We start from the raw sequence: 22374 nt of genomic DNA on the forward strand, positions 1-22374 counted from the left end.
ATGTTTCCCTGGCTGACCGCCCTCATCGCCTGGCCGCTCGTCGGCGCGGTCGTGGTGGGGCTGGGCGCGCTCGGTCGCTCCCGCACCGGCTCCGCGAACGCCCGCACGGGCTTCGCCCGGCCGGCGGCGCTCGGATTCTCGCTGGTGGAGGTGGCCCTGCTCGTCGGCGCGTTCCTCGCCTTCGACACGGGTGCCGCCGGCGAGCACCAGCTCGCCGAGACCCACACGTGGATCCCGCAGATCGGCACCTCGTACGCGGTGGCCGTCGACGGCGTCGGCCTGCTGCTGGTGGCGCTGGCCGTGGTGCTGGTGCCGCTGGTGCTGCTGGCCGCCTGGAACGAGCAGGGCCGCGACGAGGTGCGTCTGCGCCGGTTCGTCGGCCTGGTGCTGCTGCTCCAGGCGTTCATGGTGGCCGTGTTCGCCGCCCGCGACGTCTTCCTGTTCTACGTGCTGTTCGAAGCCATGCTGATCCCGGCCTACTTCCTCATCGGCGGGTTCGGGCAGGGCGCCGGACGGCGGCAGGCGGCCGTGAAGTTCCTGATGTTCAGCCTGGGCGGCGGGCTGATCATGCTCGCCGCGGTGATCGCCCTGTACTTCCTCGCGGTCGGCGCGGGCGTGGACCCGAGCAAGGCGTTCCTCGTGGACGAGCTGGTCGGCGTCGACCTGGGCACCACGGCCGAGCGCCTCATGTTCATCGGGTTCTTCATCGCCTTCGCGATCAAGGCCCCGATGGTCCCCGTGCACAGCTGGCTGCCCGACGTCGCGGGGAACGCCACCCCTGGCACGTCCACCCTGCTGATCTGCGTGCTGGACAAGGTCGGCACCTTCGGGATGCTGACGCTCTGCCTGCCGCTGTTCCCGGAGGCGTCCCGCTGGGCGGCGCCGTTCGTGATCGCGCTCGCCGTGATCTCGGTGCTGTACGGCGCGATCATGGCGATCATGCAGACCGACCTGCTGCGGCTCGTCGGCTGGACCTCGGTGAGCCACTTCGGCTTCATCATCCTGGGCATCTTCACCTTCACACCGCTGGGCACCGCCGGGTCGAGCTTCATGATGCTCAACCACGGCCTCGCCACCGGCGCGCTGTTCCTGGTGGCCGGGTTCCTCGTGTCCCGGCACCCGGAGCGCTCGCAGCGCATCACGGACTACCGCGGCCTGCGGTCGGTCACGCCGGTGCTCGCCGGCACGTTCCTCGTGGCCGGCCTGGCGACGCTGTCGCTGCCCGGCCTGGCCACGTTCGTCAGCGAGATCATGGTGCTGATCGGGGCGTTCTCCGGGGCTCCCGCCGGCTCGGCGGCCTGGACCGTCGCGGCGATCCCGGGCGTGGTGCTCGCCGCGGTCTACGTGCTGCTGACCTACCAGAAGATCTTCACCGGGGCGCCGGCCGAGGGCCTGGAGGCCCTGCCCGACCTCAGGGCGCGCGAGCGCGTCGTCGCGGCCCCGCTGGTGGCCGGACTCCTGGTGCTCGGCCTGGTGCCGGGCCTCGCCCTGACCTACGTGGACGCGCCGGCGCAGCAGTCGGCCGCCCTGACAGCGGTGGATGAGCCGGCGGACGCCGCGCAGATGGGGAGCGACAAGTGAACGAGTTCGTGGCACCCGAGATCGACTGGCTCGCTCTCGCCCCGCTGATCGTGGTGCTGGGCGCGGGTGTGGTCGGCGTGCTCCTCGAGGCGTTCGTCCCGGCCCGGGCGCGCCGCGTGACCCAGATCGTGCTCACCCTGGCCGCCCTGGCCGGCAGCCTCGCGTTCGTGGCGGTGCTGTGGCCGCAGATCGTGGCGCAGCCCGTCCAGGTGGTCGGCGGCACCGTGACGCTGACGCCGTTCGCGCTCGGCGCGCAGGGGATCATCGCGGTGCTCGCGTTCCTGGGCGTGCTCGTGGTGGCCGACCGCACCGCCACCGGCCAGGACGCGTTCGCGCCCACGGCCGCCGCGGTGCCCGGCACCTCGTACGAGGACCTGGCCCGGCGGTCCGGCCTGGAGCAGACCGAGATCTACCCGCTGCTGCTGTTCGCGGCGGGCGGCATGATGCTCTTCGCGGCCACCGACGACCTGATCGTCATGTTCATCGCGCTGGAGGTGCTGTCGCTCCCGCTGTACGTGCTGTGCGCCACGGCCCGCCGGCGCCGGCTGCTCTCGCAGGAGGCCGCGGCCAAGTACTTCCTGCTCGGGGCGTTCGCCTCGGCGCTGTTCATCTTCGGCGTCGCGCTGATCTACGGGTTCGCGGGCACGGTGCGGCTCCTGGAGATCGCCCAGGCGGTGCAGCAGGGCGGCCTGCCCCTGGAGGGCATGACCGGGCTGCTCGTGGCCGGCGTGCTGCTGGTGACGGTCGGCCTGCTGTTCAAGGTGGGCGCGGTGCCGTTCCACGCCTGGACGCCCGACGTCTACACCGGCGCGCCCACGCCCATCACGGGGTTCATGGCCGCGTGCACCAAGGCGGCGGCCGTCGCGGCGCTGGTCGAGGTGCTGTACCGCATCTCGATCGGTGTGCAGGCCGTCAGCCCGGAGACGATGCGGCAGCTCCAGGTCGTCATCGTGGTGGTGGCCGTCCTCACGATGGCCGTCGGCACGGTGATCGGCTCCGTGCAGACCGACGTGAAGCGCCTGCTGGCGTACTCGTCGATCGCCCACGCGGGCTTCCTGCTGGTGGGCATCGCGGGCTTCAGCTCGCAGGTCCAGTCCTCCACGCTCTTCTACCTGCTGGCCTACGGCATCGCCACGATCGGCGCGTTCGCCGTGGTCACGCTGGTCCGGGAACGCCGGGTCACCGCAGGCGGCGAGGACAACGGCCCGGTCGAGGACGACGGTGTCGTGCTCGGCGAGGCCACGGAGATCGCGCAGTGGGCCGGCCTGGGGCGCAAGGCCCCGTGGCTCACCGCCGCGTTCGCCCTGTTCCTGCTGTCGATGGCGGGCATCCCGCTCACCGCCGGGTTCATCGCCAAGTTCGGCGCGTTCTCGGGGGCGACGTCGGGCGGCCTGTGGTGGCTCGCGGTCCTCGGTGTCATCGCGTCGGTGGTCGCCGTCGCGTTCTACCTCCGGCTGCTGGTGGTCATGGTGTTCCAGCCCGCCCCGATCACGCCGGGGGTCGAGCCCGCCGAGGGCGAGGTCCTGCCGGGCGAGGGCGCGGGCGCGGCCGGCGGCGTCGGCACCGCCACCGCGACCAAGGCGCAGGTCACAGCCGCGCAGCGGGTCGTGGTGACCGTGGTGCGGTCCCGGGGTCCGGCCGCCGTGGCGATCGCCGTCTGCGCGCTGGCCACGGTGATTCTCGGCGTTTTCCCCTCTCTGGTTCTTAATCTGGTGGCAGAGGCAAGTAAGTTCGTGCCGTGACCTCCGTACCGCTGCCGCCCCAGACGACGACGGGTACGTCGGCGTCCGCCCCGCCGGCCGCTCCGACTGACCTGCCCGACCCGACCGCGCTCGGCCTGCCGATCACGGACCCGGAGCTGGCGTCCCGTCTCGCGGACCGGCTGACGGTGGTCGACGACGTGCTGTCGGACGCCGTCTCCAGCGCCGACAAGCTGGCGGACGGCGCCTCGCGGCACCTCGTCGACGCGGGCGGCAAGCGGTTCCGGCCGCTGCTCACCCTGCTCACGGGCGAGCTCGGCGACGGCGCGGCCCCCGGCGTCGTCGACGCCGCCGTGGTGGTCGAGCTGACGCAGGTCGCCTCGCTGTACCACGACGACGTCATGGACTCGGCGCCGATGCGCCGGGGCGCGCCGGCGGCCCACATGGTGTGGGGCAACTCGGTGGCGATCCTGGTGGGCGACATGCTCTTCGCCCGGGCCTCGGCCCGGGTGGCCGAGCTGGGCCCGGAGGCCGTGATCCTGCAGTCCCGCACGTTCGAGCGCATGTGCATGGGGCAGCTGCACGAGACCATGGGCCCGGACGACGGCGAGGACGAGGTGGCCCACTACCTCCAGGTGCTGTCCGACAAGACGGCGTCGCTGCTGTCGGCGTCGGCCCGCCTGGGGGCCATGCTCTCCGGCGCACCGCAGGAGCAGGTCGAGGCCGTGGGCGCGTTCGGCGAGAAGGTCGGCGTCGCCTTCCAGCTCGCCGACGACGTGCTGGACGTCGCGTCGTCGGGGGAGACCTCGGGCAAGACGCCGGGCACCGACCTGCGCGAGCACGTGCCGACCATGCCGGTGCTGCTGCTGCGCCGGCACGTCGCGTCGGGCTCCGCCACCGACGACGACAAGGACCTGCTCGCGACGCTCGACGGCGACCTGTCCTCGGACGAGGTGCTGACGGCGGCCCTGCAGCGCCTGCGCGCGCACGCCGTGCTCGCCGACACCCGGGAGCTGGCCGTGCGCTGGGCACGCGAGGCGGCCGCCGAGCTGGCGCCGCTGCCGGACGGGCCGGTCAAGGACTCCCTGGAGCAGTTCGCGCAGGCCCTGGCGGACCGGGCGGTCTGACCCCCGCGGGTCCCGCCGACGGCGGGACCCGGGAACCAGCCCGGACGGCGGGACCCGGGAACCCGCCCGGACGGGAAGCCTTCCGCCGTCCCGGTTGCCGCGAGCAAGGGTGCCGCGAAACCGGGTTGCTCGGTTCGTCGTACTGATTGCTTGGGCGAGTCGCCCGGTATGGCGTGGATTCGACCTCGACATCGCGGTCACTTACCAGACACACTCATACAATCTGGACGTGTCGTATGGGTAGTCCTGCCCACTGAAATTCCACGACGATTCACCCTTCCCCCCGGTAGTGTGCTCCCGTTGCGCCTGTGTGTGCCGTCCGGGCGGGCAATTTTTCGGTGGCGTGAGGAAAAGAGGAGGACGCATGAGCTTTGTCTCACGCGTGTACGAGAACCGCAGATCGGCAGCATCGGTCGGTGTGGTGACTCTCTTCGGTGCGGGGCTCCTGGGCTTCGCGCTCCTCTACGACGGCGAGGCCACCGCCGACGTCGAGCTCAACGACTCCGGCGTCTGGGTGACCCAGACCGCCTCGGGCAAGCTCGGCCGGTTCAACTACGAGGCCAAGGCCCTCGATGGCATCCTGCTCGCCAACTCCGCGAGCTTCGACGTGGAGCAGGACGCCCAGCGCGTGCTCCTGGACAGCTTGGGCGACTCGTCCGCGAGCCCCGTCGAGCCGGCGCAGCTCACGCTGCGCGGCACCATGAAGTTCCCTGCCGGAGCGCAGGTCGCCGCGGGTGGCGCCACCACCGCGGTGTACGACGAGGAGTCCGGCAAGGCCTGGGTGCTGCCCTTCGACGGCGCGGTCGCGTTCGACGAGAAGAAGCTCAAGCCCACGCTCAAGGCAGGCAAGGGCGGCACGCTCGCGGTGGCCAAGGACGGCACCGTGTTCCTGGCCGTGCCGGCCGACGGCAAGCTCTACACGGTCCCGACCAGCTCGCAGGGCGTCGCCGAGGACCCCGAGGAGTCCTCGCTCGCACTGAGCGCCGACGCCAAGGTGCAGGTCACCGCGGTCGGCGACCAGCCCGTGGTGCTGAACCAGTCCACGGGCAACCTGATCCTGCCCGGGGGCGACTCGGTCGAGATCGAGGACGGCTCCCAGGGCATGCTGCAGCAGCCGTCCGCCGAGTCGGACAACGTGGTGCTGGCCACCACGAAGGGCCTGGTCTCCCAGCCGCTCGGCGGCGGCGACGCGACCACGCGCACGGCGCAGGGCGGGCCGTCGGCCCCCGTGCAGCTCAGCGGGTGCGTCTACGGCGCCTGGAACTCGGGCCAGGTCATCCGGGACTGCGAGGGCACGGACAACGACGTGGACCAGGTGCTCGAGGGCGTGAGCGCCGGCATCAGCCTCGTCTACCGCGTCAACCGCAACATCATCGTCCTGAACGACGTCGCGAACGGCTCGCTGTGGATGGCCGCCGACAAGTTCGAGAAGGTCGACGACTGGGACCTCAAGATGCCCGAGGACGCCGAGGGCGAGAAGACCGAGTCGGAGCAGACCACGCCGGAGCAGGTCGACCAGTTCGTGGCCGAGCGCAACAAGGCCAACCGCCCGCCCGTCGCCAAGGACGACGCGATCGGCGTGCGGCCGGGCCGCACCACGGTGCTCAACGTGCTGGGCAACGACGTGGACCCGGACGGCGACGTGATGGTCGTGAAGGTCAAGGGCGAGGTCGACGGCGACGTCGGCGTCGACCGGGTGCTCGACGGCGCGGCGCTCCAGGCGAACGTGCCGGCGGACGCCACCGGGACCACCAGCTTCACGTACGAGGTGAACGACGGCCGCGAGGGCGGCGTCGACGAGGCGTCCGTGGACGTCAAGGTGGTGCCGCTGGAGGAGAACAACGCCCCGGTCCAGTCGGGCGAGCCCGTGCTGCGGGTGGGCCAGGACGGCATGGCGACCATCAAGGTGCTGCCGTACTTCAAGGACCCGGACGGCGACGACATGTTCCTGTCCAACGCCAGCAGCGCCGACCCCCTGGACGAGGTGCGGTTCCGTCCGGACGGCACCGTCGAGTTCCGCGACGGCGGCGCGGCCACCGGGCGCAAGGTCGTGGACATCACGGTCTCCGACGCCTTCGGGCTGCCGTTCCAGGGCAAGCTGCTGATCGAGGTCATCGCCACCAACGTGCCCCCGGTCGCGGTGCAGGACCACGTGACGGTGCTGACCGGCGAGCCCGCGACGGTGCGGCCGATGGCCAACGACTTCGACCCCAACGGCGACAAGCTGCGCCTGACGGCGGTGGCCGACAAGCCCGGCCTGACGATCACGCCGAACTACGGCGCCGGCACCTTCCGGGTCGCGAGCGACTCGCCCGGCTCGTACGACGTGACCTACCAGATCACCGACGGCCCCGAGCCGACCATGGGCCTGGTGCGCGTGGACGTCGTGGACCCGCCGGACGAGGCCGGCCCGCCCGTCGCCGTCTCCGACCAGGTGCTGCTGCCGACCGGCGGCTCGGCGCTGGTGGACGTGCTCGCCAACGACACCGACCCCGCGGGCGGCGTGCTCGTGGTGCAGGGCGTCACCGTCCCGGACGACGCCCCGATCAAGGTCGCGGTGCTCAACCACCAGATCCTGAAGGTCTCGGAGGTCAAGCGCCTGGACGGGCCGGTGACGGTCACCTACACCGTCGCGAACGGCTCGGGGACCACGACCGGCCAGGTACGCGTGGTGCCGATCCCGGCTCCGGCGCAGCTGCGTCCGCCGGAGGCGGGTCCCGACGAGGCGATCGTGCACGTCGGTGACGTGGTGACGATCCCGGTGCTGAAGAACGACACGCACCCGGACGGCCTGGAGCTGACGCTCACGGACGAGCTGCAGGAGTCGCCGCCGGCCGCGGCGGGCGAGGCGTTCGTCTCGGAGGACACGGTGCGGTTCCGGGCCGGCCAGGAGGCCGGGACGTACCACGCCGTCTACGAGGTGATGGACTCCAACGGGCAGAAGGACTCCGCCCAGGTGACCATCGTCGTCAAGGACGACCCGGAGAACGCGGCCCCGCAGCTCCCGGACATCACGGCGCGCGTGCTGGCCGGGGGGACCACCCGGATCGCGCTGAACCTGGACGGCACCGACCCCGACGGCGACTACGTCACCCTGAGCTCGATCTCCGCGGCCCCGTCGCAGGGCACGGCCTCCATCGTGGACGGGTTCATCGACTACACCGCCGCCGAGGACAGCACCGGCCTGGACACCTTCACCTACCAGGTCACGGACACCCGCGGCGCGGTGGGCGAGGGCCTGGTGCGCGTGGGCGTCACCGCTCCGCCCGCCACCAACCAGCCGCCGCAGGCCACCGACGACGAGACGACGGTGCGGCCGGGCCGCACGGTGGCCGTCCGGGCGCTGGAGAACGACACCGACCCCGACGGCGACGAGATCGGCCTCGTGGACAGCGCGTTCGAGGGCACCGAGGACATGGACCCCAAGGTCGTCGAGGACGACGTGGTGGTCACCGCGCCCGACGACGAGGGTTCCTTCTCCTTCTACTACGGCATCCAGGACAGCTTCCGGGCTCGCGCGAGCGGCGCCATCACCGTGAACGTGGACAAGAACGCGCCGCTGCTGCGGCCGATCGCCCACGACGACGTGGTGACGGCGGACGACGTCGAGGGCTCCTCGTCGGTGACCGTGGACGTCAAGGCGAACGACGTGGACCCGGACGGCGTGGCCGCCGACCTCGAGCTCACGATCGACCCGGACCTGGAGGGCGTGCGGATCACCGAGGAGGGCTCGCTGGAGGTGCAGCTCACCGAGAGCGCCCAGGTGATCACCTACACCGTGACCGACATGGACGGCCTGGAGGCCAAGGCGTTCGTGCGGGTGCCGGGCGACCAGTCCCGCCCGCACATCAAGCCGGGCCTGGAGCCGCTCAAGGCGACCAGCGGCGAGCCGCTGACGATCGACATCGCGGAGTACGTCGTGGTGCGCGACGGCAAGAAGCCGCGGATCACCGAGGAGAAGACGGTCAAGGCGCTGGAGGGCAAGGTCGAGGTCGACGACGAGGACACGATCGTCTACACCTCCGCCGAGGACTTCGCGGGCGCGGCGTCGGTCAGCTTCGAGGTGACCGACGGCAAGGGGCCGGACGACCCCGAGGGCCTGACGGCGGTGCTGACGCTGCCGATCGACGTGACGCCGTCCAAGAACATGCCGCCCAAGGTCACGGGCCGGCCCGTGCTGCAGGTCGCGGCCGGCGAGGAGAGCTCGGTCGACCTGTCGCGCTACGTCAAGGACCCGGACAAGGACCCGCTGACCTTCGACGTCAAGGGTGTCGAGGGCATCTCGCCGTCGGTCTCCGGCGACACGGTCTCGGCCCAGGTCGACCCGTCCGTGTCGAAGGGCACCGCGCAGGAGCTGGCGATGACGGTCTCGGACGGCAAGAACCCGGCTGTCGAGGCCGTGCTGACCGTCGAGGTCGTGGCCTCGACCCGGCCCCTCGTCCAGACCACGCAGGACGTGGTGCTCGACGCCCACCAGGGCGAGGCCACCACCATCCCGGTACTGGACAACGACACCAACCCGTTCCCGAACAAGGAGCTGACGCTCTCGGGCGTGCCGACGGTCGAGACGGGCATCGGCACCACCGAGTACCGCGGCAACCAGCTCGTGGTGACGCCGGACGAGGACTTCACCGGCGTCATGACCGTGCGCTACCGGGTGCAGGACGCGACCGGTGACCCCGACCGCGAGGTCGACGGCATCGCCAAGCTGACCGTGCTGGGCCGGCCCGAGGCGCCGCGCGCGCCGCGGGTCGAGGAGGTGCGTTCCCAGACGGTCGTGCTGAGCTGGGACCAGCCCAACAACAATGGCGCGGACATCACCGGCTACACCCTGCGGACGCAGAACGGTGAGGAGCACGCCTGCACGACGACCACCTGCACGTTCGACGAGCTGACGAACAACGTGAAGTACACGTTCACGGTCACCGCCACCAACGAGGTGGGCGAGTCCGACCCGTCCCCGGCGTCGCGCGAGGCACGTCCGGACGAGAAGCCGGACCAGCCCGAGCCCCCGACCCTCGAGTTCGGCGACCAGAGCCTGACGGTGAACTGGAAGAACAAGGCCTACTCCGACCGCTCCCCGATCGAGTGCGTCAACCTGGAGATCAGCCCGGCCCCGGCCGACGGCGTGACGCAGAAGACCTGCCAGCCGGGCAGCACCACCACCTGGACCGGGCTGAACAACGGCACGGCGTACACGGTCCGGGTACAGGCCAAGAACCAGGCGCCGGACCCGTCGGAGTGGTCCGAGCCGTCGGCCCCGGAGACCCCGGCCGCGCCTCCCGCGCAGCCGGCCGCGCCGACCGCGCAGCGGACGAACACCGCCGTGGGCGGCCAGATCGACGTGTCGTGGACCGCCCCGGCCAACAACGGCGACGCGGTGAAGAAGTACTACCTCGACGTCTACCAGGACGGGAACAAGGTCAGGACGCTCACGACGTCCGGCACCTCGCAGCCCGTGCAGAACCTGAACCCGGAGTCCTCCTACACGTTCACGGTCCAGGCCGAGAACAAGGCGGGCAAGTCCCCGGTCAGCGGGCAGTCCGCCGCGGAGCCGGCGTACGGCATCCCGACCGTCCCGACGGGCGTGGCCGCGAGCAACCCCGGCGACGGTCGCGCGACGGTGAGCTGGAGTGCGATCCCGAGCTCGAACTTCCGCGGCCCGGGACACCGGTACGAGGTGTCGGCCAACGGCCAGGGCAACGCGAACGCGGGCGACGCGACGTCGTACAACTACACGGGCCTGAGCAACGGGACGTCGTACACGTTCCAGGTGCGGGCGTGCAACCAGTACGTCTGCGGCGACTGGTCGGCGGCGTCCAACGCGGTGATCCCCTTCGGGCCGGTGCCGAAGCCGACCATCTCCGCCGTCGGCGGGGACCAGAAGGTCACCTTCACCTGGGACGCGCGGGCGACGAACGGGCGCCCCACCACGGTGCGCGTGACCGGGGCGATCAGCAGCACGGCCAAGAGCGGCTCCCAGACGGCGGCGGCCGGGTACAGCGACTCCAAGGAGGCGTGCGTCACGGTGACCGACTCCGAGGGCCAGACCAACAGCGCCTGCGCCACCGGCACGTCCGACCCCCGGCCGAACCCGCGGGCCTGGGTGACGCACGGCAGCTCCATCAACAACAACGAGTGCAGCCACTCGTCCTGCGCCTACTTCAAGGTCAATACGCAGGACTTCCCGGCGGGCAACCACCAGGTCGCCTGCTGGGCCGGAGACACCCCCGAGGTCAGCGGCTGGCACGACATCGTCACCCACGGCCGCACGTGGGAGTCGAGCAACCGGCGGACCTACAACATCCCGGCCAACGGGCAGGTCCAGCTGAACTGCTTCTTCGGCCATCCGGGAGCCGCGGTCGCCGTGATGATCGACGGCACCCGCTACGAGGCCACGAACTGGTAGAACCATCCCTGCCCGGCCGCCGCGCACGCGGCGGCCGGGCACGCCATGATCGACACAACTTTCACCCGACGGACGAGCAGTAACGAGCAGTAGGGAAACACGAGATGACCACGATGACCCCCGAGCAGGCGGCCTGGTTCGCCCAGACCTTCGACCGGCTCGTCGGCAACGTCGGGCAGGCGGTCCTGGGCAAGGCGCCGGTCGTGCGCCTCGCGCTCACGTGCATGCTCGCCGAGGGCCACCTGTTGCTGGAGGACGCCCCGGGCACGGGCAAGACCATGCTCGCCCGCTCCATCGCGGCGTCGGTCCAGGGCTCGCACAACCGCATCCAGTTCACGCCGGACCTGCTCCCGTCGGACGTCACCGGCGTGACCATCTACGACCAGAAGACCGGGAAGTTCGACTTCCACCCGGGCCCGATCTTCGCGTCGATCGTCCTGGCGGACGAGATCAACCGTGCCTCGCCGAAGACGCAGTCCGCGCTCCTGGAGGTCATGGAGGAGGGCCGTGTCACCGTCGACGGCGTCGCGCACACCACCGGCCGCCCGTTCATGGTGCTCGCGACCCAGAACCCGATCGAGCAGGCCGGTACCTACCGCCTGCCCGAGGCCCAGCTCGACCGCTTCCTCATGAAGACGTCGGTGGGCTACCCGGACCACGCCTCCACGGTGGAGATCCTGTCGGGTGCCGCGCTGAAGGACCGCAGCCAGGTGCTGCAGCCCATCATCACGACCAAGGCCGTCACCGAGATGGCCGACCTCGCCGCGACGGTGCACACCGACACCGCGGTGCTGGAGTACGTCTCGCGCCTCGCCGAGGAGACCCGCAACGCGCACGAGGTGCGCGTCGGCGTCTCGGTCCGTGGCGCGCTCGCCCTGGTGCGCTGCGCCAAGGTGTGGGCCGCCGCGCACGGCCGCAACTACGTGCTGCCCGACGACATCAAGGAGCTGGCCCAGCCGGTCTGGGGCCACCGCTTCGTGCTGGACCCGGAGGCCGAGTTCGCGGGTGCCCGCCCCGACGTCGTGCTCGCCCGGATCATGGCCGACGTCGCCGCGCCGCAGGAGCGGGCCTCGGCATGACGACCTCGGGCATCTCGGCGGGCAGCGCGGCCGGACCGGCCTACGGCAAGCGCCAGGACAAGCCGACCGGCCTCGCCGGCGTCGCCGCGGCCGGCCGCGCGCAGGCGCAGCGTGGCCGTCGTGGCTGGGTGACCTTCGCCGCCGCCGCCCGGACCCGGGCGGGGGCGGTCGGCCGTACGCTCGCGCCGGTCCGCCGGACGTTCAGCACGTTCGGCATCGCGGTGACGCTGGTGGCGGCCGGTGCCTGGATCGCCGGGCTGGCGCTCGGCTGGCTCGAGGTGCTGGTGGCCGCGATCGTGCTCACGGTGACGCTGCTGTGCGCCGTCGTGTTCGTGCTCGGCCGGTTCAAGTACGACGTCGTCCTCGACCTGGCGCAGGCGCGCGTGACCGTAGGCGACCGTGCCGTCGGGCGCCTGGACGTCCGCAACGCGTCGAGCCGCCCCCTGCTGCCGTCGGTGATGGAGCTGCCGGTCGGTACCGGCACGGCGGCGTTCCCCGTGCCGCGGCTGAAGGGCGGCGGCACGCACGAGGAGATCTTCACCATCCCGACCCGCCGCCGCAGCGTGATCACGGTCGGTCCGGTCAAGTCCGTGCGCGCCGACCCCCTGGGCCTGCTGCGCCGCGAGATGACCTGGACGGGGGAGCAGGAGGTCTTCGTGCACCCGCGCGTCAAGAACCTCACGGGCTCCTCCACGGGCTTCCTCAAGGACCTCGAGGGCCGGGTCACCAACGACATCACGAACTCGGACGTGAACTTCCACGCCCTGCGTGACTACGTGCCCGGCGACGACCGGCGGCACATCCACTGGAAGACGACGGCCCGCACCGGCCAGATCATGGTGCGGCAGTTCGAGGAGACCCGGCGCTCGCACCTCGCGGTGCTGCTGTCCACGCGCGCCGAGGACTACGCGAACGAGGAGGAGTTCGAGCTCGCCGTGAGCGTGTGCGGCTCCCTGGGCCTCCAGGCCATCAAGGAGGACCGCGGCGTGACGGTGCTCGTCAACGAGGCCACGCTGCACGGTGACCACCGGACCCGCCTGATGGACGACCTCTCCCGGATCGAGATGGTGTCCCGCAAGTCGAAGCTGGTCGACCTCGCCCGCGCCGCGAGCATGGCCGCCGCCGACTTCTCGGTGATCTCGTTCATCGTCGGCAGCATGGTCACGCCCACCGAGCTGCGTGCGGCGTCGGCCCGCGTGCCCGTGGGTGTGCAGGTCATGGCCATCCAGTGCGTGCCGGGGGCCACCCTCGGCCGGCACTCCATCGCGGAGCTGGGCGTGCTCACCCTGGGCCGCCTCGGTGACCTGCCCCTTGCGCTGAAGAAGATGAGCGACGGATGAGCGACGAGAACACCCGAGGCAACCTCCCCGCGGGCGCGCGCGGGCAGGGCAGTCAGCCGCCGTACGGCACCGGGCCCGGGTACCGGACCGGCACCGGCAGGGGCACCACCCGCCGCAAGGAGGCGGAGCAGCCGCGCGCGCTGACCCGGTTCGCCCTGGTCGACCTCGCGGCGCTGGCCGTGATGTTCGGCGCCGTGGCCGTGGGCTTCGGCCCGGTCTGGGGCTCGCTCGGCTACCTGCTGCCCACGATCGGCGGTGCCGTGGTGGGCCTGGCCGTGGCCTGGGTGGGTGCCTGGCGGCGCTTCCCCGCCGTCGTGGTGACGGCGCTGGCCGTGCTGGCCTACGTGCTGCTCGGCGGCGCGCTGGCCCTGCCGCACACGACGATCGCCGGCGTGGTGCCGACCCTGGACACGCTGCGCGAGCTCATGCTCGGCTCCGTGCAGGGCTGGAAGCAGTTCGTCACCACCTCGCCCCCCATGCGGTCGTTCCCGGACCTCGGGGTGGTCCCGTTCCTGCTCATGCTGGTCGTCGCGCTCGTCGCGGGCACCATCGCCTGGCGTGCGAAGCACGCGGTCTGGGCCGTCGTGCCGGTCATCGTCGGCCTGGTCGGCGTGATCCTGCTGGGCACGGTCGACGAGGCCATGCCGACGGTGCAGGGCCTGGTGATCGCCATCACCGCCCTGCTCTGGGGCGCGGTGCGCGTGATGGAGGCGCGCGTCGGCACGCACTCGATCACCACGGAGGCCAGCCGCGAGGCCACGCGCCGGCTGCGCTGGCACCGCGTGCGCACGGGCGCCACCATCCTGGGCCTCGCGGCGCTGGTCGCGGGCTTCACCGCACCGATCCTCATGCCGGAGCCGCAGCGTGCGGTGCTCCGTGAGACGGTCGTCCCGCCGTTCGACATCCACCAGTTCACCAGCCCGCTCGTGGCGTTCCGGCACTACGCCAAGGACGCCCGCGAGGACGAGATGTTCACCGTCAGCGAGCTGCCCGAGGGGGCGCGCGTCCGGCTCGCGACCCTCGACGAGTACGACGGCGTGGTCTTCGACGCGGCCGGCGACGGCGGCGCCACCGGCGTCTACACGCGGGTCGGCGAGGAGATCGCGACGACCTCCAAGGACACGCCGACGTCGATCGACGTCACGGTCGCGGGGTACCGCGGCGTCTGGGTCCCCGAGATCGGCGAGCTGACCGGCCTGGAGTGGCTCGGCGCGAACGCCGAGGCCCAGACGGACGGCACGTACTACAACTCGACCACCACGACCGCGCTCACCACCGCCGGCATCAAGTCAGGCGACACGTACCGGATGAACGTGCTGCTGCCCGCGACGCCGGACGAGGACGCCCTGAAGAAGGCCACGATCGGCGACGCGGAGCTGCCGGAGACCGAGGCGAGCGCGCTGCCCCCGGGCCTGCCCGGCAAGACGGCGCAGTTCACGGGCGACAAGACCGACCCCGTGGAGAAGCTCTTCCTGCTCCGTGACGCGCTCCAGGACTCCGGCTTCCTGTCCAGCGGGCTCGAGGGCCAGCCGCTGTCGCTGCCGGGCCACTCCGCCGACCGCGTCGACACGCTGATCGAGCAGGAGAAGATGGTGGGTGACGACGAGCAGTTCGCCGTCGCGCTCGCCCTCATGGCGCGCCAGGCGGGCATCCCGGCCCGCGTGGCCATGGGCTTCTACCCCGACAAGGACAGCACGTTCGAGGAGGGCAAGCCCTGGAAGGTGCTCGGCGGCGACGTCCACGCCTGGGTCGAGGTGCCCTTCGAGGAGTACGGCTGGGTGCCGATCGACACGGTCCCGGACGAGAACCCGCAGGTCCAGCCCGAGCCCAAGAGCGAGCAGGTGCCGAAGCCCCCGGTGCTGCAGGACCCCGAGCCGCCCGAGGAGCCGGACAAGGCGAAGGCCGGCAGTGTCGAGGACGACGAGAAGGACGACACCGAGAACGACCCGTTCGACTGGGGCCTGCTCGGACTCATCCTGCTCGCGGTCGGCATCCCGCTCCTGGTGATCGCCGGCCCGATCATCGCGATCCTCGCCTACAAGGCCCGGCGCCGGACGGCGCGGCGCACGGCCGAGCTGCCCGCCGACCGCATCAGCGGTGGCTGGCACGAGGTCGTCGACGTCGTGACCGACATCGGGACGACCGTGCCCCGCGGCGCGACACGCCGGGAGAGTGCCGGCGTGATCGCCGGTGCGCACCAGGTCCCGTCGACCCTCACGCTCGCGCACCGGGCGGACGCGTCGGTCTTCGGCCGCGGTGAGCCGACCCAGGCGGACGTCGAGTCCTTCTGGGCCGAGGTGGACGAGCTGGTGGGCGGGCTACGCTCCAACCTGAGTACGCGACGGAGGGTCGGCGCGGCGTTGTCGCTGCGCTCCGTCTGGGCGCGTGTGGGCGGTGGTCGCGGAATCCTCGCGGCCCTCGGGGGACTCGGGTCCCGGCGGACGAAGGAGAACTGATGACGGACGTGGTCTGCGCTGGATGTGGGTCGACCCAGCGGGCGGGCGCGCCCTTCTGCGCCGCCTGCGGACGGGAGTTTCCGCGGACGGGACAGCCCGTCGTGGAGCAGGCCCAGGTGCCGCAGGGGCAGGTGCAGCAGGCGGCCGCCGCACGCAACCGGTCGGGCTCGGTGCCGCTCGTGGAGAGCCGGCCGCCGATCACGACCGAGGTCGAGGCGTACACGGCGACGCAGATCCCCACGGCGGGCACCGTGCCGCCGCCGCTGGTCGCGCCCTACGCGGGGGTCGGCAAGCGCTTCGTCGCCTGGCTCATCGACGGCGCGATCGCCGGTGTGCTGGCCGTCGTCGTCGTGGTCATCGGCCTCTCGTTCATCGACATCCCCCCGGCGCTGACGGTGGTGACGCAGGAGCAGGCGGCCGAGATCGCCGCCCAGGCGGTGCGGGTCTACCTCATCGCGGGCCTGGTCGCGTTCTGCTTCCAGCTCTCCATGTGGATCTGGGAGTCCCGGACCGGGCGGACCGTCGGCAACTCGGCGATGGGCCTGCGCACGCTCTCGGCCGAGGACCGCGGCCCGATCGGGTTCGTCCGCGAGCTGCTGCGCGTGCTCGTGCTCGCGGCGGGTGCCCTGGTGGCCGGCTTCGGCCAGATCGTGGTGCTGCTCAGCCCCGCGTGGGACAAGGGCGACAAGGTCCAGGGCTGGCACGACAAGGCCGCGCGGTCGGTCGTGGTCGACGTCCGCGCCCCGCAGATCGCGCTGACCACCGGGCTCGCCCCGGTGGGCCCCGGACCCCGGGCCCCGGGCCGGCCCGCGATGCGGACGGCGGCGCCGGCGGCCCCGGCACCGGGCCAGTACGCCTCCCCGCAGCTGCCCCCGCTGTCCCCCGCGGCCCCGCAGGCCCCGGCGCAGCCGCCCGTGGCGGCCCCGGACCCGTGGTCGTTCCCGCAGGCACCCGCCCAGGGCGCGGCGGCCCCGGCCGGCGACGGCCTCATCACGGGCATCCCCGGCAGCGGGGCCGGCGCGCCGCCCGCCCCGCAGCCGGTGCAGCAGCAGCCGGTCCAGCAGCCTGCCCAGCAGCAGTACCAGCAGCCGGCACCGCAGCAGCCGGTCCAGCAGCCCGGGCAGCAGCAGCCCGCACCGCAGCAGCCCGAGTCGGCCTGGCCGGCGCGGACCTGGCCGGCCCAGCAGGAGCAGGCGGCGCCACCGGCGCAGCAGGCCCCGGCCAACCTGCCGCCGCAGCAGCACCCGGAGTCCCGGCCCACCCGCAGGGTGACCCTCCCGCAGGACGGCGCGGCCCAGCCCGCCCCGGTGTCGCAGCCGACCCTGCCGCCGCAGTCCGACGGGTTCTCGGACTCCACGCGGATGCAGGCCCCGGTCCTGGAGCCGGCCGCGGTCGTGACCGTGTCCCTCGAGCTGGAGTCCGGTGAGCGCAGGGTCATCGACGGGCCCGCCTTGGTGGGCCGCAACCCGCAGGCGAGCGGGGGCACGGGGTACATCCTCGTGCGCGTGGAGGACCCGACCCGGTCGGTGTCCAAGAACCACGCCGAGCTCGGCGTGGACTCCGCGGGGCTGTGGCTGACCGACCGCGGCTCCACCAACGGCACCGTGGTCTCGGCGCCGGGCCGCTCGCCGCAGGTCGCGGAGCCGGGCGCGCGGGTCCGGGTGCCGGTGGGCTCGACCATCCACGTCGGGGACCGTCGTCTGGTCGTGCACCCTGCCGGGTCCCGGGCATGACCGAACAGGAGCAGGGGCTGACGACGATCTGGGGTGCGGCGTCGCACCAGGGTCGTCGTCGGTCGCTCAACGAGGACGGATACCTGGCCACCGGCCGGGTGTTCTTCGTGGCCGACGGCATGGGCGGGCACGAGGCGGGCGAGGTGGCGAGCGCCGAGGCGCTGGCCGCGCTCAGCGGCCTGGCCGACGTCGAGCGGGTGGAGCCGGCCCTCGTCGAGGCGTTCCTGGAGGCCGCGCAGCAGCGGGTCCGGGCCATCGTGACGGACTCGGGCAACGCCCCCGGCACGACGCTCACCGGTGTCCTCGTCGACGAGCGCGAGGACGTGCCGTACTGGCTGTTCGTGAACGTCGGGGACTCGCGCACCTACATCCTGTCGGGCGGCGTGCTGTCGCAGGTGAGCGTGGACCACTCCGAGGTGCAGGAGCTCGTGGACGCGGGCACCATCACCATGGACGAGGCCCGCAGGCACCCCCGGCGGAACGTCATCACGCGGGCGCTCGGGGCCCAGCAGGACGTCCGGGCCGACTTCCGTTACATCCCGGTGACGCTGCACGACCGCGTGCTGATCTGCTCGGACGGGCTCACGGGGGAGCTGACCGACGAGCAGATCACGACGATCCTCCTGGAGCAGCCCGACCCGGAGCGCGCCGCCGGCCACCTGGTCAACGCGGCGATCCAGGCGGGCGGCCGGGACAACATCACCGTGGTGGTGGTCGACGTGACCGGCGTGGACGACCAGACCATAGGGTCGTCGACGGCACCACGGGCGGGGGCGGAGCCTGACGAGGACACCCTGCCGCGAGAAGAGCACGCAGCAAGAAGCCAGGGGGTCTGAGATGACGGTGCACTACAGCGAGGGATCCGCACGGGCGGTGGTCCGGAACGGCACGGTCGTCGTGCTGCCCGGCCCGGCTCCCGCCGGCGTCGTCGACGCGCTCTGGACCGCGCTCGACGCGCCCGACGGCGGGGTCGCGGCGACCCTCGGCGTCCTGGCCGCGGGCGGCCTCGCGGAGACGCCGCCGTTCGCCGTCGTCTCGCTCTCCGGCGGCGACCCGGCCACGGCGGCCCACGTCGCCGTGCGCGGTACCGGCGTCAAGGTCGTGGTGAGCGCCCAGGCCGCAGGCGGTCCGGTCGAGGTGACCGGGGCCGGCGTCGTCACCTGGTCGGAGCGGGTGGTGGACGGCCCGACGTCGTTCGCGATCACCACCGACGAGGTGCCGGCGGACGAGGAGTTCCCCGTGCAGTCGGCGGTGGTGCGCGCGAGCGCGCTGCGGCGCACCCTCGTGGAGGTGGCCGGGTCCCTGGACCTCCCGGGGACGCTGGGCGCACCCGCACCCGCACCCGCAGCGGCGACCCCCGGCGCCAAGGCACCGATGATCGACGAGTTCCCGGACTTCCCGACCCTCGCCGGCCTGTCGGTGGAGGTGCCCCGCACGCAGCCGGCCACCGAGACGGTCGTGCCGGGGACCATGGACGTGCCGGTGATCGGCGGCCCGGCCGAGCCGGCGCCCACGCCCGAGCCCGCCCCCGCACCGGAACCCGCTCCGCTGCTCGGGACGTCCCCCGTCCCGGGGTCGGCCCCGGCCTCGGAGGTCGACGAGGCCACGCAGTTCGGCGCGGACGACGACTACGGCCACCTCTTCGGCGACACGGTGATGCGCCGGGTCGAGGACGCGGCGGTCCGGCAGGGGGACGACGAGGAGGAGGCCGACGAGGAGCCGGCCCCGGCGTCCGCTCCCGTCGTCACGCCGGTGGTGTCGCCCCCGCCCGTGCCGGACCCGCCGCAGGCGGAGCCGGCGGGCGACTCCCTGATCTCGAGCGTCCCCGGCGGCTGGTCCGGCCCGGCCCTGATGTCGGAACCGTCGCCGGGCGTGACCCCGGGCGGCGCCCAGCGGGCCGCCGCGGTGACGGACTCGCCGGGCGCGCCCGACGTGACGGACCACGACGGCGAGACGATGATGTCGTCCGACATCGCGGCGCTGCGCAAGGCCGCCGGCGGCGTGCCCAAGTTCTCGGTGGGCATCCTGCCGGGCGCCCCGCAGATCCTCGGCCGGAAGTGCCCGGACGGGCACCCCAACCCGCCCACCAACGAGACCTGCCGCAGCTGCGGTGCGGCCCTGGAGAGCGACGCCGAGCTGGTGTCCCGCCCGTCGCTCGGGCAGATGCTGGTCACCGGTGGCGTGCAGCCCGGGATCGGCGGCCCGCAGGTGGTCGAGCTCGACCGCCCGGTGGTCGTCGGGCGGCGTCCGCGCACCAACAACGCGTCGGCGGACCGCACGCCGCGCCTGGTGACGGTGGCCAGCCCGGACCAGGACATCTCGCGCTCGCACGTCGAGATCACCCTCGAGGAGTGGCACGTCCTGGTCGCGGACCTGGCCACCACGAACGGCACCACCCTGCTGCGGCCGGGGCAGCAGCCCCGGCGCCTGCACCCCAACGAGAAGGTGATCGTGGTCGAGGGCGACGTCGTGGATCTCGGCGACGGGGCGACCCTGACCTTCGAGGGCATCTGGTGAGGGCCGCCACTGGCCCGACCACCGATGACGGCTCGACCATCAACGAAGGAGAAGCGTGAGCAGCAAGCGTGCGCCGTCGGCGCCGCCCCACATCGCCGGGTTCGAGTACAAGAAGCTGATCGGGTCCGGCGGCTTCTCGGACGTGTTCCTGTACGAGCAGCAGCGCCCGAAGCGGCTCGTCGCCGTCAAGGTGCTCCTCAAGGAGCACGCGAGCGACGCCCAGCGTGCGGCGTTCGACTCCGAGGCCGACCTCATGGCGGTCCTGGGCAACCACCCCTCGATCGTGACGATGTACGAGGCGAGCGTCGCCGACGACGGCCGCCCGTACCTGGCCATGGAGTACTGCTCGCGCCCCAACCTGGGCGCGCGGTACCGGTCCGAGCGGTTCTCGCTGGCCGAGGCGCTCCGCACCACGATCCAGATCGCGGGCGCGGTGGAGACCGCGCACCGGCTCGGCATCCTGCACCGTGACCTGAAGCCGGCCAACATCCTGGTGACGCAGTTCGGGCACCCGGTGCTGACGGACTTCGGCATCTCCTCCACGGTGGAGGAGGCCTCGGCCGCCGAGGGCATGTCCATCCCGTGGTCGCCGCCGGAGTCGTTCGGCGACCCGCCCGTCGCGGGCAAGACGACGGACGTCTGGGCGCTGGCGGCCACCTGCTACACGCTGCTGGCCGGCCGCACGCCGTTCGAGGTGCCCGGCGGCTCCAACACGTCGGCGGACCTGGTCGCGCGCGTCGAGCAGGCGCCGCTGCCGCCCATCGGGCGCAACGACGTGCCGCCGTCGCTGGAGCAGGTGCTCCGCATCGCGATGGCCAAGCACCCCTCGTCGCGGTACCCGTCGGTGCTGGCGTTCGCCCGCGCGCTGCAGCAGGTCCAGGTGGGCCTGGCGCGCGACATGACCCCCATCGACCTGCTCGACGAGACCGGTGCGGTCGCGGAGGAGGAAGAGGACGACGACGGTACGCGGCTGAAGAACGTCACGGCGATCGACCCGGGGCAGCGACCTGCTCCCGGGCCGGCGTCCGTCGGCAGCCCGGCGACGTCGTCGGGCAGCTTCGCGCCGGCCACGCAGGGCACGTCCGGCTGGGCGCCCCAGGCGGCCACCGCCGCGGGGACACGGACGACCGTGCCCGCCGTCGACGTGCCGGTGGCCTCGGTCGGCTGGGAGGCCCCGCCCGTCGAGGAGACGGTGCACCGGACGCGCGCGCCCGAGGCGCCCGTGGACCTGCCGCAGGAGGCCGCGCAGGAGAAGTCGTCGCCGTGGGGGACCGTGGCGCTGATCGGCGGCGCGGTGGTCCTCGTGGCCGTCCTCGTCGTGGGGTGGTTCGCCATCGGCAACGGCGGGGGAGACCCCGAGGACCCCGGGCAGACCCAGACGGTCGCGGGCGACCCGCCGCCCGCACCCGGTGCCGGCTACGTGCCGCCGGTCCGCGAGCTGGCGGGCGAGGCGAAGGGCAACGAGGCCGTCTTCACGTGGGAGCCGCCGAAATCACGGGAGGAAGGCGACACGTACGGGTACCGTGTGCTGGCGCTGACCTCGGTGGACAGCTACCAGGCCGTCACGAACCCCACGGTGACCGTGACGCGCGCCGCGAGCGGCGACACGTGCATCGAGGTCGTGGTCATGCGTTCCGGCAAGGCATCGGCGGAGCCGGCGCAGGAGTGCGTCCCGGCCGACTGACCGACTCCGGCCGACCGGCCGGCTGACAGGGGGAGAAGAGGGAACGACGTGGGTGATCTCGCGCTCGAGTTCTGCGGTGAGTGGTTCCATCCCGCCCAGGCGGACGGTGGATTCGACGTCGGCCGCGAGGGTGACCTCGCGATCGACGACAACCCCTACCTGCACCGACGCTTCCTGCGGGTGACGCAGGAGGACGGGATCTGGTGGCTCTCGAACGTGGGGTCCCTGATCTCCGCGACGGTGTGCGACGCGGGCGGCGGCGTGCAGTCGTGGCTCCCGCCGGGCCACCGCCTGCCCATCGTCTTCCCCACCACCTCGATCGTCTTCACGGCCGGCCCCACCACCTACGAGCTGACCGCCCAGCTCACGGACGCCCCGTACCACGAGGTCCGCTCCGAGGACCCCGACACCGGCGCCACGACCATCGGCGCCATCAGCTTCACCACCAGCCAGAAGCAGCTCATCGTGGTGCTCGCCGAGCCCATGCTGCGCCGCGAGGGCACCGGCCTGAGCGAGATCCCGTCCAGCGCGGACGCGGCACGCCGCCTGGGCTGGGCCACGACCCGGTTCAACCGCAAGCTCGACAACGTCTGCGAGAAGCTCGACCGGATCGGCGTCAAGGGGCTCCGCGGCGGCCCCGGACTGCTCGCCACCAACCGGCGCGCGCGGCTCGTCGAGTACGCCGTCGCCTCCCGGCTGGTGACCCCCGCGGACCTACCACTTCTCGACCTGAAGGACGACGCCTGAC

General features: G+C 72.6%; 12 protein-coding genes. All 12 read left to right on the top strand.

Features of this window, described 5'->3' with window-relative positions; translation table 11 throughout:
• The 12 genes from ACH45N_RS04275 (at position 1) to ACH45N_RS04330 (ending at position 22373) form a co-directional block, all read left to right on the top strand.
• On the top strand, positions 1 to 1581 hold the full coding sequence (locus ACH45N_RS04275; RefSeq protein WP_397391475.1) for an NADH-quinone oxidoreductase subunit M: 1581 nt from the start codon (positions 1 to 3) through the stop codon (positions 1579 to 1581).
• Complete coding sequence (gene nuoN / locus ACH45N_RS04280; RefSeq protein WP_397391477.1) at positions 1578 to 3323, top strand: NADH-quinone oxidoreductase subunit NuoN; 1746 nt, start codon at positions 1578 to 1580, stop codon at positions 3321 to 3323. The genes ACH45N_RS04275 and nuoN overlap by 4 nt, the downstream gene beginning before the upstream one ends.
• Positions 3320 to 4408: a polyprenyl synthetase family protein gene (locus tag ACH45N_RS04285; protein ID WP_397391479.1), complete on the top strand. Its 1089-nt coding sequence runs from the start codon at positions 3320 to 3322 to the stop codon at positions 4406 to 4408. The genes nuoN and ACH45N_RS04285 overlap by 4 nt, the downstream gene beginning before the upstream one ends.
• A 364-nt stretch (positions 4409 to 4772) precedes the next feature.
• Entirely contained in the window at positions 4773 to 10817 is a 6045-nt protein-coding gene (locus tag ACH45N_RS04290; RefSeq protein WP_397391480.1) for an Ig-like domain-containing protein, read from the top strand.
• A 104-nt stretch (positions 10818 to 10921) separates the two neighbouring features.
• Complete coding sequence (locus ACH45N_RS04295; RefSeq protein ID WP_377235383.1) at positions 10922 to 11896, top strand: AAA family ATPase; 975 nt, start codon at positions 10922 to 10924, stop codon at positions 11894 to 11896.
• Positions 11893 to 13236: a DUF58 domain-containing protein gene (locus ACH45N_RS04300; RefSeq protein WP_397391482.1), complete on the top strand. Its 1344-nt coding sequence runs from the start codon at positions 11893 to 11895 to the stop codon at positions 13234 to 13236. The genes ACH45N_RS04295 and ACH45N_RS04300 overlap by 4 nt, the downstream gene beginning before the upstream one ends.
• Positions 13233 to 15692 (top strand): transglutaminaseTgpA domain-containing protein, encoded by a 2460-nt coding sequence (locus ACH45N_RS04305; RefSeq protein ID WP_397391484.1) that lies wholly within the window; start codon positions 13233 to 13235, stop codon positions 15690 to 15692. The genes ACH45N_RS04300 and ACH45N_RS04305 overlap by 4 nt, the downstream gene beginning before the upstream one ends.
• Positions 15692 to 17425: an RDD family protein gene (locus ACH45N_RS04310; RefSeq protein ID WP_397391486.1), complete on the top strand. Its 1734-nt coding sequence runs from the start codon at positions 15692 to 15694 to the stop codon at positions 17423 to 17425. Before ACH45N_RS04305 ends, ACH45N_RS04310 begins: the two co-directional genes overlap by 1 nt.
• Positions 17422 to 18261 (top strand): PP2C family protein-serine/threonine phosphatase, encoded by an 840-nt coding sequence (locus ACH45N_RS04315; protein ID WP_397391488.1) that lies wholly within the window; start codon positions 17422 to 17424, stop codon positions 18259 to 18261. Before ACH45N_RS04310 ends, ACH45N_RS04315 begins: the two co-directional genes overlap by 4 nt.
• Position 18262: 1 nt before the next feature.
• The gene (locus tag ACH45N_RS04320; RefSeq protein WP_397391490.1) at positions 18263 to 19942 is read left to right on the top strand and encodes an FHA domain-containing protein; all 1680 of its coding nucleotides are present in this window, start codon (positions 18263 to 18265) and stop codon (positions 19940 to 19942) included.
• A gap of 55 nt (positions 19943 to 19997) precedes the next feature.
• A complete protein-coding gene (locus ACH45N_RS04325) occupies positions 19998 to 21626 on the top strand; it encodes a serine/threonine-protein kinase (protein ID WP_397391492.1) in 1629 nt (542 codons plus the stop codon).
• A gap of 48 nt (positions 21627 to 21674) precedes the next feature.
• On the top strand, positions 21675 to 22373 hold the full coding sequence (locus ACH45N_RS04330; protein ID WP_397391494.1) for a hypothetical protein: 699 nt from the start codon (positions 21675 to 21677) through the stop codon (positions 22371 to 22373).
• Position 22374 lies beyond the last annotated feature (1 nt).

Source organism: Promicromonospora sp. NPDC019610, from assembly GCF_044389365.1.
Taxonomy (GTDB): domain Bacteria; phylum Actinomycetota; class Actinomycetes; order Actinomycetales; family Cellulomonadaceae; genus Promicromonospora.